Below are 16,960 nucleotides of genomic sequence, written 5' to 3'. Positions count from 1 at the left end.
GCCTCAGTGCAGGTACGAGAGCTGGATCTGCGTGAAGCGGTGGCCGGAGACCCGGCCATTGGGGGGCTCGGCCATCTCCTGTGAGCGGAAGACCATACTCAGGTCGAGCTGGAAGCCGCCGGTGCGCACGGCCCCACCGAACTCGCTGTCCCCCACGAAGGGCGTCTTGCGCACGCTGACGCTGGGGAGGAAGAGGGTCCCATCCAGGAACAGGTTGCGCGCCACGAACCGCGCTTGTCCGCGCGCGAAGAAGTACGCCTCCCAGATGCGCTCCGGGGTCTCGGGCTGCGCACTCGCCTCCACAGGCTGACCTTCCGCCGCGCCCTGGGCCTGCTTCACGCGGCGAACGGAGGGCATGATGGGCGCGAGCCCGAACGGCCGCGCGAGCACACCAGCGCGCACGGTGGCACCGAGGCTCGCATTGACGAACACCGTGCCGAGCATGGCGCCCGCGGACCAGGAGGCGTCCACATAGGGGCTCCACAGCAGGGTCTTCTCGCGCAGCACGGAAAGGTGGAAGGCAGGCTCGGTGGGCAGCTGCTTCTCCCAGCCGATGGGGAGCTTGGCCACGGTGCGGCCGAAGATGTGATTGAGCGCCGAGTGCCATGCGCGCTGCGTCTCTCCCGCGAAGGCGGCCGGGCCGGTCACGCCGACGGTGGCCTGGAGCGTGAGCCGAGAGGAGTCCACAGGCCGCTCGGCCGCATGGAGGTACTGGAACAGGAGGCCCGCGTGGAGCCATCCGCCATAGGGCCTGTCATCCGGATTGGGCCAGGGCTCCTCGCCTTCATTGGGGACGATGCGGTTGGGCGTGTACATGTTCTGCGCCAGCGAGCCGCCGCACGGGTACCGGTCCTCGATGCTGCCTGGGAAGCCGAGAGCGAGCGCGAGATCGCGGCACCGATCGTACTCACCCGAGTGCTCCAGGCGGATGCCGTTCGAGTAGAAGCGGTCGCTCTTGGCGAGCACATCGTTCTCGACGTGGAGGGTGGAGACGAAGGGCAGCTTGACCTCGACCGTGGAGGTGACGGGCGGAGGGGTTTGAGCCAGGAGGGAGGAGGTCAGCAGCGCAAGGGCCCATGACATGCCCTCAGTGTATCGCCCTTGGGTGTCAGCCATTGAGGGGATACTGGCACCGAGTCAACACTTCGCGGGAGCCAGAGCCATGACGGATCCGATGATGGGAATCGCGGCCACGCAGCGGATGCAGCAACTTCCGGATCAGGCAGCGCCCCAGGTGAGCAAGTCGGGCGAGTCGAAGTTTGACGCGGTGCTCGCGGACAAGGCCGGGAAGGCGCAGCCGGTACCCGTTGCGGAGTCCGTGAGCCCGGTGGAGAGCGTCGCGAAGCCGGAGCGCACCACTCTGAACCTGGTGTCCGGCGTGGTGAGCGACCTGGAGCAGGGACAGGCGCGCCTGGACGCGCTGATCAGCGCGGGCGTGTCGGGCAAGTCGTTCTCGAACGCGGAGCTGCTGTCGCTGCAGGCGTCCATGTACAAGTACACGCTGGAGTTGGACCTGACGAGCAAGGTGGTCGAGAAGGCCACCAGCGGCATCAAGGACGTGGTGAAGACCCAGGTGTAGCTCAGGTCTCCCGCAAGCAGAGAGCCGCCCGCCCTGACAGAGCGAGCGGCTCCCACGTCCCCGCCGCGTCAGTGCACGCGGGCGCGGGGCAGGTTGGAGGGCGCCGGGAAGCCGCCGAACGTCTCCACATCCTTCAGGCTCTGCGTCCCCGCCGTGCCGCACACCAGGGTCGCCAGGTCCTCCGAGCGGCGGGCCAGGTCATTGAAGGACCGTGACGTCCCCGACACCGGATCCACCACCGTCCCACCCCGGAGGAATGCCGACAGCGCCGCGGTCTGCCCTGCCCGCCGCGGAGCCACGTGCACGAAGTCCGTGGCCGTCTCCCCCGCGTGGCACCCGCTGCACGTGTTCACCGAGAACTTGTGCCGCACCTCGGCCGCCACGCTCGGCGCCCGCCAGAAGAAGTCCTCGGGCACAATCGCCGAGCCCGCCAGGAACCGCTGGCTCCCGAGGGTCGTCGGCACCGTGTGCCGCTCGGCGAGGATGTCCGCCTGGTTGGCCCGCAGGAAGTCGCCCAGCGCGCCCGTGTTGTTGAAGCTGAAGGCCGGCGTCAGCTTCACCGTGGCCGGCTGCAGGCCCGCCGTCGTCAGGTTGAACTCACGCATCTCCCACGGATCGGCCAGATCCACCTCGTTGGTCCGGATCTGGTTGAGCGCGTTGCCGAACGGCCGGCCCGCCATCACCCCCGACTTCGCGAAGCGATCCGTCAGCGCCTGCAGCTTCGTCTTGTAGTCCGGGTGGCTCAGCCCCAGCTGCCCCAGCTCATGCCAGCCCCGAGCCCAGCCCTGGATGGCCTCCGGCGTGCCGCCCGGCAGCGCGTACTCGAAGATGATCGTGAACTCCAGCGGGTTGCCCGAGCTGTCCAGCACGCCGAACACGAAGCGGCCCTCTCCCGCCTGCGCTCCCGGGTTGCGCAGGTCCATGCGGTTCATGATGGCCAGCAGCCGGAACGGCGCCTTGCTGAAGTCCAGCGGGCGGCTCGCCCCGCCGCTCTTCTGCTCCCACGGCGTCAGCACCTTCGTCAGCATCTGCGTGCGCGCCGGCACCGTGAGCCCGTTGATCGTCTGCGCCGTGGCCCACGTCTTCAGCCAGTTGCGCACCAGCGTGGAGGGATCCTGATCCCCCGCCATGGCCCGCATCAGCGTGCCGAAGTGCCACGCCCCACCCGGCGCCGTCCGCACCGGATCCTCCACCACCGACAGCGCCGTGATGGCCAGCTCCGCCGAGGCGTTGATTGTGCACGCCGAGGGGCTGCACGCGTAGGTGGACTCGCAGCCGTTGGACAGGTTCCCGTCGCAGTCGTAGCGGCCCACCGGGCACGCCACGCCGCACGTCCCCGACATGCACACCCCCGTGGCGTTGCCGGAGCCCTGGCAGGTGGTGCCGCACGCGCCGCAGTTCGCCTCGTCCTCCGTGAGGATGGCCTCACAGCCGTTGGCCGGGTTCCCATCGCAGTTGGCGTAGCCCGTCTGGCACGGCGTCTCGTACCGGGGACCCTCCACGCACGAGGACTCGTTGTAGGCCGCATCCCGCGCGGCCACGTACACCCGGCGGATGCTGCCTCCCGACTGAGCCGCCACGGTCAGCTCCGCCGTGAACGCCCCCGAGGAGCTCGCAAACACCGTGGCCGCCGGGATGCCCGTGCAGGCCACGTCCACGAACACGCCCACCTCGGCCCCTGCCTCCGTGGTGCCCTTCACGGTCAGCGCGTGCTGCGTGGTGCCGTAGCTCCAGTTCGCCTGGGTGACGACCGGAGGCGCGGGCGGAGTGACGTCGTAGCCGTACCCCGAGGGCGCCTGGATGGAGCCGCACCCCGAGGCGTTCCCCACGGAGTCGTACGCCCGCGCCGAGTAGCTCGCGGCCGGGTACGAGGAGATGTCGATGGGCATCTCACAGTACCCATTCTCGCTGGGGTAGCCGTTCACCACCGGCTCGCCCGAGCAGGTGCTGCCCTGGTAGACACGAATCGAGACGCCCAACTCCGAAGAGGCCAGCAGCTTCGGCTGCCCGTTGCCCGTCAACCACGAGAGCGTCGGCACGGGGGGCACGTTCCGGTCCACCCAGAGCTTGGCCCCCATGCGCTCGTTGTTGGTCTCCGACGACTCCAGGGTCCAGTCGTTCGGATCCGCCACGGCGAACAGGTAGTAGCCGTCCTGATCCACTCCCTGCATCTTCACTTGCGCCATCACTTCTTGGCAGGCGCCCGCCTCCACCGTCGCCTGCCCGCTGGTGCCCACCCGCCTGTCCAGCGGATCCAACACCTTGTCCTTGGAGAGGAAGAAGGACACGTCGGTGATCGCGAAGCTGCCGCCCCGGTTGCACAGCCGCGCGCGCAGAAAGTCCTGAGAGTTCGGGCCCAGCTGGGAGGGACCTGTCACCGACTCGATCTCCAGGTCCGGCATCATCGTGCTGGGGCCGTCCGGAAAGTTGGGATCGAAGGGGTCTTCCGGAGAGGGCTCGACGATACAGCCCGTGAGTGCACCCGTGAGCGCAAGCGCCAGCAACCGTTGCTTCAGCATGTGAGAGGCCCGCCTTCAGAGAGATGAGGAGCTATCGGTCCCACCCAACGGCCTTCGGACCCGCCCATCGCCCATCCCGCACCGGGACCTACCAAGTCCACCGACGCAGCCGCGACGGAGTTATTCAATGCGTCCCGACGAGCGTTCACTCCCGAAACACCCAACACTTCTCCCTACACGTGGAGCCTGGAGGCGCGGCACCTCAGGCCCGCGAGGCGGCGTCCTCGGCCAGCAGGGTGCGCACCAGCTCCTGGAGATCCCTCGGGTTGAACGGCTTCTCCAAGCAGGGGTTCTTGATCTGCCCAAGGAACTCCCGGGCCCGAGGCGTGAAGGCACCACCCGTCAGGAACACCATCCGCTCGGAGAGCGCGGGCCCCACGCGCGCCAGCTCCTCGTACAAGTCGATGCCGCTCATCTCCGGCATCATGATGTCGCAGAGGATGACGTCGAACTGCTCCCCGCCCGTCAGCCGGGCATGGGCTTCGCGGGCGCTCGTCAGCACCACCACCTCGTGCTCTCGCTGCAGCGAGCGGCGGATGGCCTGGCTCACCAGCGGCTCGTCATCCACGATGAGGATGCGTCCCCGCCGCGATGGGCTCGAGGGCAGCTCCCTCGCGGGCTGCGGGAGCGCCACGATGCTCGGAGGCGCCACGGCGGGAAGGACGATGCGGAGGATGCTGCCTCGGCCCACCACGCTCTCCAGCTCCAGCCGCCCGCCCAGGGACTGGATGATGCTCCGGCAGATGGGCAGCCCCAGCCCCGTGCCGATGCCGCTGGGCTTCGTGGTGAAGAACGGCTCGAACACCCGCTCGATCCGATCCGCGGGGATGCCCACGCCCGTGTCGCGGACCTCGATCACCGCTTCCTCGCCTCGCTGCCGGGTGACGACGCGGATCTCGTGGCGCTCCGCGTCTCCCTCGGGGATGGCCTGGGCCGCGTTGACCAGCAGGTTCAGCAGCACCTGTCCCAGCTCCACCTCGCGGGCCTCGACCCGGACGGGGTCCCCGTAGTCCCGGACCAGCCGCGCGCGGTAGCGAATCTCATTGCCCGCCATGCGCAGCGCGGACTCGATGACCTGGTGCACCTCCAGAATCTGCCGCCGCGGCTCCTTGTCCCCTCGCGAGAAGATCCGGAACTGCTGGACGATCTCCCGTGCCCGCGCCGCGCCGAGCTGCGCATCCGCCACCAGCGCCTGCAACTCCTCGCGCTCGGAGGCCGTCACGCTCAAGCGCGGCAGCACGTCTCCCTCCAGGATGTGGAGGTTGGCCAGCACGTAGGCCAGCGGGTTGTTGATGTCGTGGGCGATCATCCCCGCCACCATGCCCAGCGAGGCCATGCGATCGCTCAGCACCAACTGCGACTGCATCCGCTTGCGCTCGGTCAGGTCCCTCGCGATGTACATGGTGCAGGGCTGGCCCTCGAACACCACGGGGAACCGCGCCAGCTCCGCTGGGATGCTCTCGCCCGAGGCCCGCACCAGGCGGACCTCCCGGAAGGGCTCCTGCCCCCCTCCCTCCAAGGGAGCCTCGAACTCGCGCAGCACCTGCTCTCGATCCTCCTCATGGAGGAAGCGCGCCGCCAGCTCCTGTACCTCCAGCCCCAGCAGCTCGTTGGGCGAGGCACACCCCAGCAGGGTGAACAGCGCTGGGTTGACGTAGGTGATGCTCGTGCCGTGAATCACGCACACGCCATCCGGCAGCCGCTCGATGAGCTCGCGGAAGCTCGCCCGGGAGCGGCGGAGCGCCTCCAGCGTGCGGGCGTGCTGCACCGAGTAGCGGATGGAGCGCTCCAGCAGCACCGGCGTCATCTGCGCCTTCACCACGAAGTCCGCGGCCCCGGCCTCCTGGGCCTGCCGGTCGACCTCCGTGTCCGACTGCCCCGTGAGCAGGATGACGGGCAGCCGGGCCCCTCGCCTTCGCGCCTGCCTCATCAGCTCCAGGCCGGTGATGGCGCCGAGCCGGTAGTCCAGCAGGCACACATCATGGTGTCCCGAGGCCATGGCCGCGATGGCCTCGTCCGCATCCTCCACCCAGTCGAGCACCAGCCGTTGGTCGCCCAGCTCCCGCAGCGCATCCCGGACCAAGATGAAGTCGTCGGGGTCGTCCTCGACAAGGAGGATGCGCAGGGGGCCCGGCGCTCCCTCCGAGCTCATGCAGGGCTCGTCCGGGGGAGCGTGGCTGTCTGCAGCCAGTGCTCGCCGAGGACCCGGATGACTTCGACCAGCCGGTCGAATGTGCCGGGCTTGGTGATGAAGCAGTTGGCTCCCAGCTCGTAGCTGCGCTGTACGTCCTCCTCCGCGCTGGAGGTGCTCAGGACGATGATGGGAATGCGGCGCAGCTCCGGATGGGCTTTGATCTCGCGCAGGGCCTCGCGGCCATCCAGGCGCGGCATATTCAGATCCAGCAGGATGATCCCGGGGCGCGGCGCGGCACTCGGATCACTGAAGCGTCCCCGGCGGTTCAGGTAGTCGAGCAGCTCCTCGCCGTCCTCGACCCACTTCAGCTCGCCATCGAGGTGATTCTGCTGCATGGCATCACGGGTGAGATCCCGATCATCCACGTCATCGTCAGCCATCAGGATGGTGACTCCCCGGGAGCGTGCCATCAGATACCTCTCTTCGCGCTGAGGTGGTCGAGGCTGACCGCCGTGGCCTCGCCGGTATCTTGCCCCGAAGGGCCGCCCAGAGGGGAGGCACCTCCGCGACGCGCTGGGTCAGACAGAGTCCTCCCTACCGGGAGCGCGTAGGCCCTGTGCGTAAGGGTGCGAATTCAGGACGCTTGTAAGGGGATGACGCTGTGCACTGCTCAACGCGAGGCCCGGGCTCCACCCTTCGGGACGTTGGCTGGTCATCACTTCATCGCCCCCAAGTCCTACGGGAACAGGAAGGCCCGCCCTGGCTGAAGCACCAGGACGGGCCTTGGGAACCTGCCTACGGACTTGGGTTGATCAGGGCGTCTCCGCCGTCTCGAGGATGATGAACTCCACGCGGCGGTTGTTCTCGCGGCCCTTGGCCGTCTCGTTGGTATCCACCGGCCGCGTCTCGCCGAAGCCCGCCGCCTCGAGCCGCTCGGGCGCAATGCCCTCCTGCTCGATGAGGCGCTTGCGCACGCTGTTGGCTCGGCGCTGCGACAGATCCATGTTGGCCTCGTCCTTGCCTTGGCTGTCGGTGTGGCCCTCCACGCGCACCTTCAGGATCTCCGGGTTGGCGCGCAGCACCTGGCCCACCTGCTGCAGCAACGGGAACGACTTGGCGAGGATCACGTCCTTGTTCGTGGCGAAGTACACCTTGTCGAGGATGACGATCTTCCCACCCTCGATGCGGACCTTCTCCTTGCCCTTGTCCGGGCAGCCGTCGTCGTCCGCGACGCCGTTGATGGTCTCCGGCTCGGTCGGGCACTTGTCCGCCGCGTCCAGCACGCCGTCCTTGTCGTTGTCCGGATCCGGGCAGCCGTCCTCATCCTGGAAGCCGTCCTTGTCCTCGGCGGCCTGCGGGCAGCGATCCTTGTCATCCGTGAGGCCGTCGCCGTCCGTGTCCACCGGCGGAGGCGGAGGCAGCTCGTCCGGGCAGCCGTCCGCGTCCTCGAAGCCGTTCTGCGTCTCCGGCTCGTTCGGGCAGCGGTCGTTGCCGTCCAGGATGCCGTCGTTGTCGTTGTCCGGATCGTTGCAGCCGTCGTTGTCCTGGAAGCCGTCCATGTCCTCGGGGCCCTGCGGGCACACCTTCACGGGCGGCGGAGGCGGCGGCTCGACGCGGGCAGGAGCAGCCTTCTCCGTCTCGGTCCAGATGACGCCCGCCAGCACGCGGAAGCCCGGCGTGCCGTAGCCGCGCGTGAGGCCCGGGCCACCACCGAGGTGCATCGCCAGCGCGTCCGAGAAGCGGTACTTCATCGCCGCGAGCAGTTCCAGCGGACGCTCCTCGGTGTTCGACTCCTTCATGCCCAGGGCGCCCACCAGCGTGGCCTCAGCGGCCAGCCGGTGCTTGCCCACGTTGAAGGGAATCTCCGTGCCGAGCCCGTAGGCGAACTCGTTGCTGACGTTCAGGTTGTAGAAGCGCTCCTGGGGCTGGACGTTGATGCCCACGTTGGCCAGCACGCGCGTGCCCCCGTCACTGGTCCACTCGCCGAGCAGCCGCGGGAAGAACGCCACCCCGCTGCGGCCCAGGAACTCCTTGCCCCCCGAGGTGGGCAGGATCACCGGCACCGTCACGCCCAGGTGCACCCCACTGTCCAGCGAGAGCAGGCGCGCCTTCGGCACCAAGCGCAGATCGCCCACGCCCGTGGCATCGATGCCTTCGGAGAGCAGCGGCGACACGGAGGCGGCGGACGCCGAGCTCTGCGAGGTGATGGGCAGCGCCACGCCGAGCTCGAACCGGTCGAACAGCGAGACGGCGCCCATCAGGTCGAAGGTGTACTGGTTCTTGACGATCTCGTAGACGAAGTCGTCGGTGCGCGGCCGCAGGAAGTTGAGCGGGTCCTTCGCGTAGTTGAAGGACAAGCCCACGTTCCAGCCGAGGTGCCGGCCCACCTGGGCGCTCTGCACGCCCAGCACGTCCTTCCAGCCCGGCCCCGGCTTGAACTGCTGCACGTCGATGCCCTGAGAGGCCTCGGGGGTGGACTGGGCTCGGACAGGAGCCGAGACGAGCACGGCGGCCAGCAGCCCCAACACCCCCCAGGCCTTCCCCGAGACGCGGAGGGCCTGGCGGCGGCGCAGCAACGGCAGGGCGAGCAGCAACACCAGCGGCAGCAGCGTGCCCGAGCCCGTGGAGGCGCAGCCGCGGCCCGCGACGATCAGGTCGTCCGTGTAGTCGAGCGGGTCACTGCCCGCGTTGACCTCCTCGCCGTCGTTCAGGCCACCGTGGTCCGAGTCGGGATCGTTCGGATCCGTCTCCGTGTCGCCCACGGCACCATTGTGGTTGGCGTCCTCGGTGCCGTCCTTCAGCGTGTCGCCGTCCGTGTCCGGGTTGCGCGGATCGGTCGTAGTGGACGGATCGGCGTCCGGCGTGAAGACGCCCAGATTCGTGTCCTCGCTCTGGGGCTGAGCCAGGCCCGACTCGAGGCCGTCGCTCAGGCCGTCGCCGTCCGTGTCGAAGATGCGGGGATCGGTCTCATTGGCTTCCACGGTGCCGTTGTGGTTGCTGTCCTCGTTGCCGTCGGTGATGCCGTCGTCGTCCGTGTCCGCGTCGAGCGGGTTGGTGCCCGTCGCATTCTCGAGGCCGTCATTGAGGCCGTCGCCGTCCGTATCCGGGTTGTTCGGATTGGTGCCCAGCTCGCCCTCCTCGACGTCGGTCAGGCCATCGCCGTCGCTGTCGCCCCCGCCCACGGTCACGATGACAATCACGATGGCGGTGCCGCCATGGCCGTCGGACACCGTGTACGTGAAGGTCGTCGTGCCCATGAAGCCCGGTGCCGGCGTGAACACCACGCCCGAGCCATTCGGCGCCACTGTGACCGTGCCGCCCGAAGAGGTCGGCTGAGTGACGGCCGTCACCGTGAGCGTCTCGCCCGTGTCCGGCGCACTCGAGTCATTGGCCAGCACGTCGAAGGTGGTCGCGCCACTGTTGACGGGCACCGAGTAGGTGTCCGGCATGCCCGTCGGCGGGTCGTTCGTCGGCGTCACATTCACCGTCACGGTCGCCGTCGACGTCGAGGTGCCGTCGGACACCGTGTACGTGAACGTCACCGTGCCGTTGAAGTTGGGATCCGGCGTGAAGATCACCTGGCCGTTGGTCAGCGCCACCGTGCCGCCCGAGGTGGGCTGCGTCACCGCCGTCACCGTCAGCGTCTCGCCCGGATCCGGCGACGCGTCGTTGGCCAGCACGTCCAGCACCGTGGGGTCGCTGTCCTCCGCGACGGAGAAGGTGTCGTTCACCGCGATGGGCGGATCGCTCACCGGCGTCACTGTCACCGTCACAGTGGCCGTCGCCGTGTCGCCATTGCCGTCCGACACCGTGTAGCTGAACGTCACCGTGCCGTTGAAGTCCGGCGCCGGGGTGAAGGTCACCGTGCCGTTGCTCAGCGTCACCGTGCCGCCCGAGGAGGGCTGCGTCACCGCCGTCACCGTGAGCGTCTCGCCCGTGTCCGGCGCAATCGAGTCATTGGCCAGCACGTCCAGCACGTTGCCCGAGCTGTCCTCGGCCACAGTGAAGGAGTCATTCACCGCGGTGGGCGGATCGTTCACCGGCGTCACCGTCACCGTCACCGTCGCCGTCGCCGTGCCCCCGTTGCCGTCCGACACCGTGTACGTGAACGTCACCGTGCCGTTGAAGTCCGGCGCCGGAGTGAAGATGACCGTGCCGTTGCTCAGCGTCACCGTGCCACCCGTGGCCGGCTGCGTCACTGCCGTCACCGTCAGCGTCTCGCCCACGTCCGGGAAAATCGAGTCGTTGACCAGCACATCGAGGGGATTGGGGCCACTGTCCTCGGCCACCGTCAGCGCGTCGTTGTTCGCCGTGGGCGGATCATTCACCCCCGTCGCGACCACCGTCACGGTGGCCGTCGACGTGCCGCCATTGCCGTCCGAGATCGTGTACGTGAACGTCGTGGTGCCCACGAAGTCCGGCGCCGGGGTGAAGATGACCGTGCCGTTGCTCAGCGTCACCGTGCCACCCGTGGCCGGCTGCGTCACTGCCGTCACCGTCAGCGTCTCGCCCACATCCGGGGCAAACGTGTCGTTGCTCAGCACGTCCAGCACGGTGCCCGGGCTGTCCTCCGCCACGGTGAAGGTGTCATTCACCGCGGTAGGCGGATCGTTCACCGGCGTCACTGTCACCGTCACCGTCGCCGTCGCCGTGCCGCCGTTGCCGTCGGAGATCGTGTACGTGAACGTCGCCGTGCCATTGAAGTCGGGCTCGGGGGTGAAGATGACCGTGCCGCTGCTCAGCGTCACCGTGCCACCCGTGGCCGGCTGAGTCACTGCCGTCACCGTCAGCGTCTCGCCCGTGTCCGGCGCACTCGAGTCGTTGGCCAGCACGTTGACCACTGTGGCGCCGCTGTCCTCGCCCACCGTGATCGCGTCGTTCACCGCGTCCGGCGGATCGTTCACCGGCGTCACCGTCACCGTCACCGTCGCCGTCGCCGTGCCACCGTTGTCGTCCGACAACGTGTAGCTGAACGTCACGGTCCCGTTGAAGTTGGGCGCCGGGGTGAAGCTCACCACGCCGCCCACCAGCGTCACCGTGCCGCCCGAGACCGGCTGCGTCACCGCCGTCACCGTCAGCGTCTCGCCCACGTCCGGAGCGCTCGAGTCATTGCCCAGCACGTCCACCACCGTGGCGCCGCTGTCCTCGGCCACCGTCAACGTGTCGTTGGCGGCGGTGGGCGGATCGTTCACGGGCGTCACCGTCACCGTCACCGTCGCGGTGTCCGTACCGCCGTTGCCATCGGAGATCGTGTACGTGAACGTCGTGGTGCCGAAGTAGTCGGGGGCCGGGGTGAAGATGACCGTGCCGCTGCTCAGCGTCACCGTGCCGCCCGTGGCTGGCTGAGTCACCGAGACCACCGTCAGCGTCTCGCCCACGTCCGGGGCAGAGGTGTCGTTGGCCAGCACGTTCACCACCGTGGCCGTGCTGTCCTCGCCCACCGTGATCGCGTCATTCACCGCGTCCGGCGGATCGTTCACGGGCGTCACCGTCACCGTCACCGTCGCCGTGGCCGTACCCCCGTTGCCGTCCGAGATGGTGTACGTGAACGTCGTGGTTCCGGTGAAGTTGAGCGCGGGCGTGAAGCTCACCGTGCCTCCGGAGAGCGTCACCGAGCCACCCGTCGTGGGCTGGGTCACCGCCGTCACCGTCAGCGTCTCGCCCATGTCCGGGGCAAACGTGTCGTTGGCCAGCACGTCCACCACCGTGGCGCCGCTGTCCTCGGCCACCGTCAGTGCGTCGTTGTTCGCCGTCGGCGGGTCATTCACCGGCGTCACCGTCACCGTCACCGTCGCCGTCGCCGTGCCCCCGTTGCCATCGGAGATCGTGTACGTGAACGTCACCGTGCCATTGAAGTCGGCCGCCGGGGTGAAGCTCACCACGCCCCCCGCCAGTGTCACCGTGCCGCCCGAGGTGGGCTGCGTCACCGCCGTGACCGTCAGCGTCTCGCCCGTGTCCGGCGAGAACAAGTCGTTGGCGAGCACGTTCACCACGGTGGCGCCGCTGTCCTCCGCCACGGTCAGCGTGTCGTCGTTGGCCTTCGGCGGGTCATTCACCGGCGTCACCGTCACCGTCACCGTCGCGATGTCCGTGCCGCCGCTGCCGTCGGACACCGTGTACGTGAACGTCACCGTGCCGAAGAAGTCGGCTGCCGGGGTAAAGCTCACCACGCCACCCACCAGCGTCACCGTGCCGCCCGAGGTGGGCTGCGTCACCGCCGTCACCGTCAGCGTCTCACCCACATCGGGTGCGATCGTGTCGTTGGCCAGCACATCCACCACCGTGGGGCCACTGTCCTCGGCCACCGTCAGTGAGTCGTTGTTCGCCGTCGGCGGGATGTTGGTTCCGAAGACCGTCACCGTCACCGTCGCCGTCGCCGTCAACGTGCCATCCGACACCGTGTAGCTGAACGTCACGTCCCCGATGAAGGCTGCGAGAGGGGTGTAGCTCACCACACCGCCCGTCAGCGTCACGGTGCCGCTGGCCGGCTGGGTCACCGCCGTCACCGTCAGCGTCTCGCCCACGTCCGGAAAAATCGTATCGTTGGCCAGCACATTCAGGACGTTGTTGGTGCTATTGCGCGGAACGGTGAATGCGTCATCCACGGCCGTGGGCGGGTCGTTCACCGCCGTCACCGTCACCGACACCGTCGCCGTGGCCGTGCCCCCGTTGCCATCCGACACTGTGTAGCTGAACGTCACCGTGCCGTTGAAGTCCGGCGCCGGGGTGAAGGTCACCGTGCCGTTCGTCAGGTCCACCGTGCCGCCCGTGGCCGGCTGAGTCACCGCCGTCACCGTCAGCGTCTCACCCACGTCCGGGGCAAACGTGTCGTTGGCCAGCACATCCACCACCGTGGCGCCGCTGTCCTCGGCCACCGTCAGCGTGTCGTTGTTCGCCGTCGGCGGGTCGTTCACCGGCGTCACCGTCACGTTCACCGTCGCGGTGTCCGTACCGCCGTTGCCATCCGTGATCGTGTAGTTGAAGCTCGTGGTCCCGTTGAAGTTGGGCGCCGGGGTGAAGGTCACCACGCCGCTGCTCAACGTCACCGTGCCGCCCGTGGCCGGCTGAGTCACCGAGACCACGGTCAGCGTCTCGCCCACGTCCGGCGCGCTGGTGTCGTTGACCAACACGTTGACCACCGTGGCGCCGCTGTCCTCGGCCACCGTCAGCGTGTCGTCATTCGCCGTCGGAGGGTCATTCACCGGCGTCACCGTCACGTTCACTGTGGCCGTCGCAAAGCCGCCGTTGCCGTCTGAGATCGTGTACGTGAAGCTCGTGGTCCCGCTGAAATCGGGCGCGGGAGTGAAGCTCACCGTGCCGTTGCTCAGCGTCACCGTGCCGCCCGTGGTCGGCTGAGTCACCGAGTCGATCGTCAGCGTCTCGCCCGTGTCCGGCGCGCTGGAGTCGTTGGCCAGCACGTTGACCACCGTGGCGCCGCTGTCCTCGGCCACCGTCAGCGTGTCGTTGTTCGCCGTCGGCGCGTCGTTCACCGGCGTCACCGTCACCGTCACCGTCGCCGTGGACGTCAAGGCGCCGTCCGAGATGGTGTATGTGAACGTCACCGTGCCGTTGAAGTCGGGCGCGGGCGTGAAGCGCACCACGCCGCCATTCAGCGACACCGTGCCACCCGTGGTGGGCTGAGTCACCGCCGTCACCGTCAGCGTTTCGCCTACGTCCGGAAAAATCGAGTCATTGGCCAGCACGTTGACCACCGTGGTGCCGCTGTCCTCGGCCACCGTCAGCGTGTCGTCGTTCGCCGTCGGCGGGTCGTTCACCGGCGTCACCGTCACCGACACCGTCGCCGTGGCCATCAGAGCGCCGTCCGAGATGGTGTACGTAAAGCTCGTAGTCCCGTTGAAGTTGGGCGCAGGGGTGAAGCTCACCACGCCGCCTACCAGCGACACCGTACCGCCCGTGGTCGGCTGGGTCACCGAGACCACCGTCAGCGTCTCACCCACGTCCGGAAAAATCGTGTCGTTGGCCAGCACATCCACCACCGTGGCGCCACTGTCCTCAGCCACCGTCAACGTGTCGTTGTTCGCCGTCGGCGGGTCGTTCACCGGCGTCACCGTCACGTTCACCGTCGCCGTCGCAAAGCCGCCGTTGCCGTCCGAGATGGTGTACGTGAAGCTCGTAGTCCCGTTGAAGTTGGGCGCGGGCGTGAAACGCACCACTCCGCTGGAGAGCGTCACCGTGCCACCCGTGGCCGGCTGAGTCACCGAGATCACCGTCAGCGTCTCGCCCACGTCCGGAGCGCTGGTGTCGTTGTTCAGCACGTTGACCACCGTGGCGGGGTTGTCCTCAGCCACCGTCAACGTGTCGTTGTTCGCCGTCGGCGGGTTGTTGACCCGATTGACGGTGGTGGTCGCCAGCGTCGAGTTGTTGCCCGTGACGGGATCCGTCGTCGAGCTGCTCACCGAGGCGGTGGCGACAATCGTCCCGGTCGTATTCGGCGCCGTCACCAGCACCGTGATGGCGGGGGACGCGCCCGTCGCCGCCGAAGCCCGGGTGCACGTCACCGTGCTACCGCTCAGAGTGCACGTCCACCCCGTACCCGTCCCGCTGACATAGGTCGCTCCCGACGGCAGGGTCAGCGTCACCGTCGTCGTGGCCGCATTGCTCGGGCCCGCGTTGTTGACGGTGAGGGTGTACGTAAGCGTCGCGCTCGCCTGCACCGGGTCCGGCGCGTCGGTGAGCGTGAGCGAGAGGTCTGCCCGGCGGTTGAATGTGTCCGTATCCGAAGCGCTGTTGTTGGCCGGAACTGGATCCGTGAATCCCGTCGGCAACGCCACCACGGCCGTGTTGGTCATCGTGGTGCCCGTCGCCGCGGGGTTCACCGTCGCCGTCACCGTGAACGTCGCCGAGCTGCCCACGCCCAGCGACTGCAGCACGACGGCGATGTTGCCCGTCCCGCTCGTCGTGCCGCACGCCGCCGCCGGCGCGCACGTCCAGCTCACCCCCATCAGCGCCGCGGGGAAGTTGTCTGTCAGCGTGGCCCCTGACACCGTATTGGGACCGTTGTTGGTGACCACAATCGTATAGGTGACGTTGCTGCCCGGGGCGACCGTCGTCACGCCGTCCGTCACCGTGACGGCCAGGTCCGTTGGCACGTCCGCAACCAGCGATGTCACCGCCGCGCCCAGCGGGCCCGCGGCACCCTTGGCGGAGGCCGGCTCCGTGGAACACGCCAGCAGCAGCGCGCCGGCGAAGAGCACGGCCCACTTCGAGAGCTTCGAGCGAATGGAATGGTTCATGTTGGATGGGTCCTCGACAGACCCGAGCCCAGTGCTCCTGTGAGGAACGGAGCCAGGCGATGCCCCCCTGGATTGAGGCGGTGATAAAAGTTTAATGGAGTCACACCCGCTGTCAAAAAGCGCCCAGTTTGAGTCCAAACAGCTGGACGGATGAGCGCGGATCAGCCGGGCGTGATGCATGGGTCGAGTCCTCATGGGTGCGCGCAACGCTAGGGCGCAGCTGCCCGAGGGCTCCAAGACAACGTCTGGATGACAGTGATAGGGCGCGCCAATCAATCATCGGCGCCCGCAAAGAAGATGACGGGAGTGTCCCCCACCCCAATCCTCCGCCAAGGGGGACAGACCCGTCATCCGAACTTATGCCGTGAAAGCCGAGCGCCCGCGCTTCAGACGAAGGCGCTCAAGAAATCCTGCAGGTGCCGGTGCTCGGGGGCCGAGGCCCTCAGCTGGCTCCCGCCACAGGCGGGGCAGGTGGGCACCGGCGCCGCCGGACCCGAGGCCGAAGGCGCCTCCAGGCCTGAGCCGCAAACACAGACGGGCAGCATCACCAGCGCCGCGCCGCCCTCGCCTGCCTGCACCGTCCCCTCATCGAGCCGCATCGTCTTCATCCCATCCCCTTGGGGGGTTTGTCCTTCACCCAGCCGCATCCCCGAGACACCGGCTGGCGACGTGCTTCTGACGGGGGAGCTCCCCGTGCGCCATGGAAAACGCACGAACCGTTGAGTGCTATCGCTCCCAGGAAACTTCGTACTCGCTGTCCAACATCCCCGTGGGACGCCCGCTCACATTGACGCCCTTGGCACCCACCGCCTCGAGCACGCCCTGGAGCAGGCCCTTGGTGTACGCCGGCGGCATGAAGTCACGCTGGGCGAGGAACAGGCCGGTACGGCCATCCGCGGACCAGCTCACCTTGCGCTCGCCGAAGCCCACCACCGTGCGATAGCTGGCGGGCAGCTGGCTGAGCACCCTGCGCGGGTTCTTGTCCGTGAGCATCAGCATGGTGCGGCCCGGCGACGAGGCCAGAAAGTCCTTCGCCGCCTGCGTGCCCATGCGCCGCAGCACTCCGGCGTGACCGCCCGTGTGAGCGCCCACCAGCCGGATCATCTCCAAGGACAGTTGGAGAAGGTCCGTCACGGGGTAGTTGAAGAAATCGATGATGCGCTTCTCACCCACAATTTGCTGGCAGCGGTCCGCGGCCTCGCTCCCACCGAGTGCGCGAGCGACTTCGAGCGCCCCGTTGAAGAACATTCCGCGAACCGTATCCGTGGGGCTGGCCATGGCCATCCGATGGCGGAGCTGTCGCTCCACGTCCAGGTCCATCACCGGTCTGATTGACTCGAGTTGTGCGTGCATTGAGATGAGTTCCGGTGGGGACCTGATGGAGGTAGGCCGCGAACCGCTGCCGTGCATTCCCTTGAGCAAGCGCCGGGCCAGCTCTCAACCCACGAGAAAACGAGGGTTTGGCTTCAGAACC

The 16,960-nt window shown here is 68.1% G+C and carries 8 protein-coding genes; 1 reads left to right on the top strand and 7 read right to left on the bottom strand.

Annotation, left to right across the window (positions count from 1 at the left end; translation table 11 throughout):
* Window positions 1-3: 3 nt before the first annotated feature.
* Entirely contained in the window at window positions 4-1,083 is a 1,080-nt protein-coding gene (locus DB31_RS19325; RefSeq protein ID WP_044189654.1) for a lipid A deacylase LpxR family protein, read from the bottom strand.
* Between the two features lie 79 nt (window positions 1,084-1,162).
* Here DB31_RS19325 and DB31_RS49960 point away from each other — a divergent pair, with 79 nt between their 5' ends.
* Window positions 1,163-1,579: an ATP-dependent helicase HrpB gene (locus DB31_RS49960; protein WP_205628525.1), complete on the top strand. Its 417-nt coding sequence runs from the start codon at window positions 1,163-1,165 to the stop codon at window positions 1,577-1,579.
* Window positions 1,580-1,647: 68 nt separating this feature from the next.
* On the opposite strand, the gene DB31_RS19315 is transcribed toward DB31_RS49960, so the two are convergent.
* From DB31_RS19315 to DB31_RS19290, 6 genes are all read right to left on the bottom strand, one after another.
* Window positions 1,648-4,098 (bottom strand): CARDB domain-containing protein, encoded by a 2,451-nt coding sequence (locus tag DB31_RS19315; protein WP_240486766.1) that lies wholly within the window; start codon window positions 4,096-4,098, stop codon window positions 1,648-1,650.
* A gap of 202 nt (window positions 4,099-4,300) precedes the next feature.
* Window positions 4,301-6,250, bottom strand: a complete 1,950-nt coding sequence (locus tag DB31_RS19310) for an ATP-binding response regulator (RefSeq protein WP_044189652.1) — start codon at window positions 6,248-6,250, stop codon at window positions 4,301-4,303.
* Window positions 6,247-6,702, bottom strand: coding sequence for a response regulator (locus DB31_RS19305; protein ID WP_044189650.1), 456 nt, complete (start codon window positions 6,700-6,702; stop codon window positions 6,247-6,249). Before DB31_RS19305 ends, DB31_RS19310 begins: the two co-directional genes overlap by 4 nt.
* Before the next feature lie 342 nt (window positions 6,703-7,044).
* Window positions 7,045-15,486, bottom strand: coding sequence for an Ig-like domain-containing protein (locus DB31_RS47935; protein ID WP_052420090.1), 8,442 nt, complete (start codon window positions 15,484-15,486; stop codon window positions 7,045-7,047).
* 386 nt (window positions 15,487-15,872) lie between these two features.
* Window positions 15,873-16,094, bottom strand: a complete 222-nt coding sequence (locus DB31_RS19295; protein WP_044189646.1) for a hypothetical protein — start codon at window positions 16,092-16,094, stop codon at window positions 15,873-15,875.
* Window positions 16,095-16,212: 118 nt separating this feature from the next.
* Entirely contained in the window at window positions 16,213-16,794 is a 582-nt protein-coding gene (locus tag DB31_RS19290; RefSeq protein WP_240486765.1) for a DUF2378 family protein, read from the bottom strand.
* Between the last annotated feature and the right edge of the window lie 166 nt (window positions 16,795-16,960).

It is taken from the genome of Hyalangium minutum, assembly GCF_000737315.1.
Lineage (GTDB): Bacteria > Myxococcota > Myxococcia > Myxococcales > Myxococcaceae > Hyalangium > Hyalangium minutum.
Note: the sequence above shows the minus strand (reverse complement) of the source record. Positions and strands in the feature narration are given on the sequence as shown.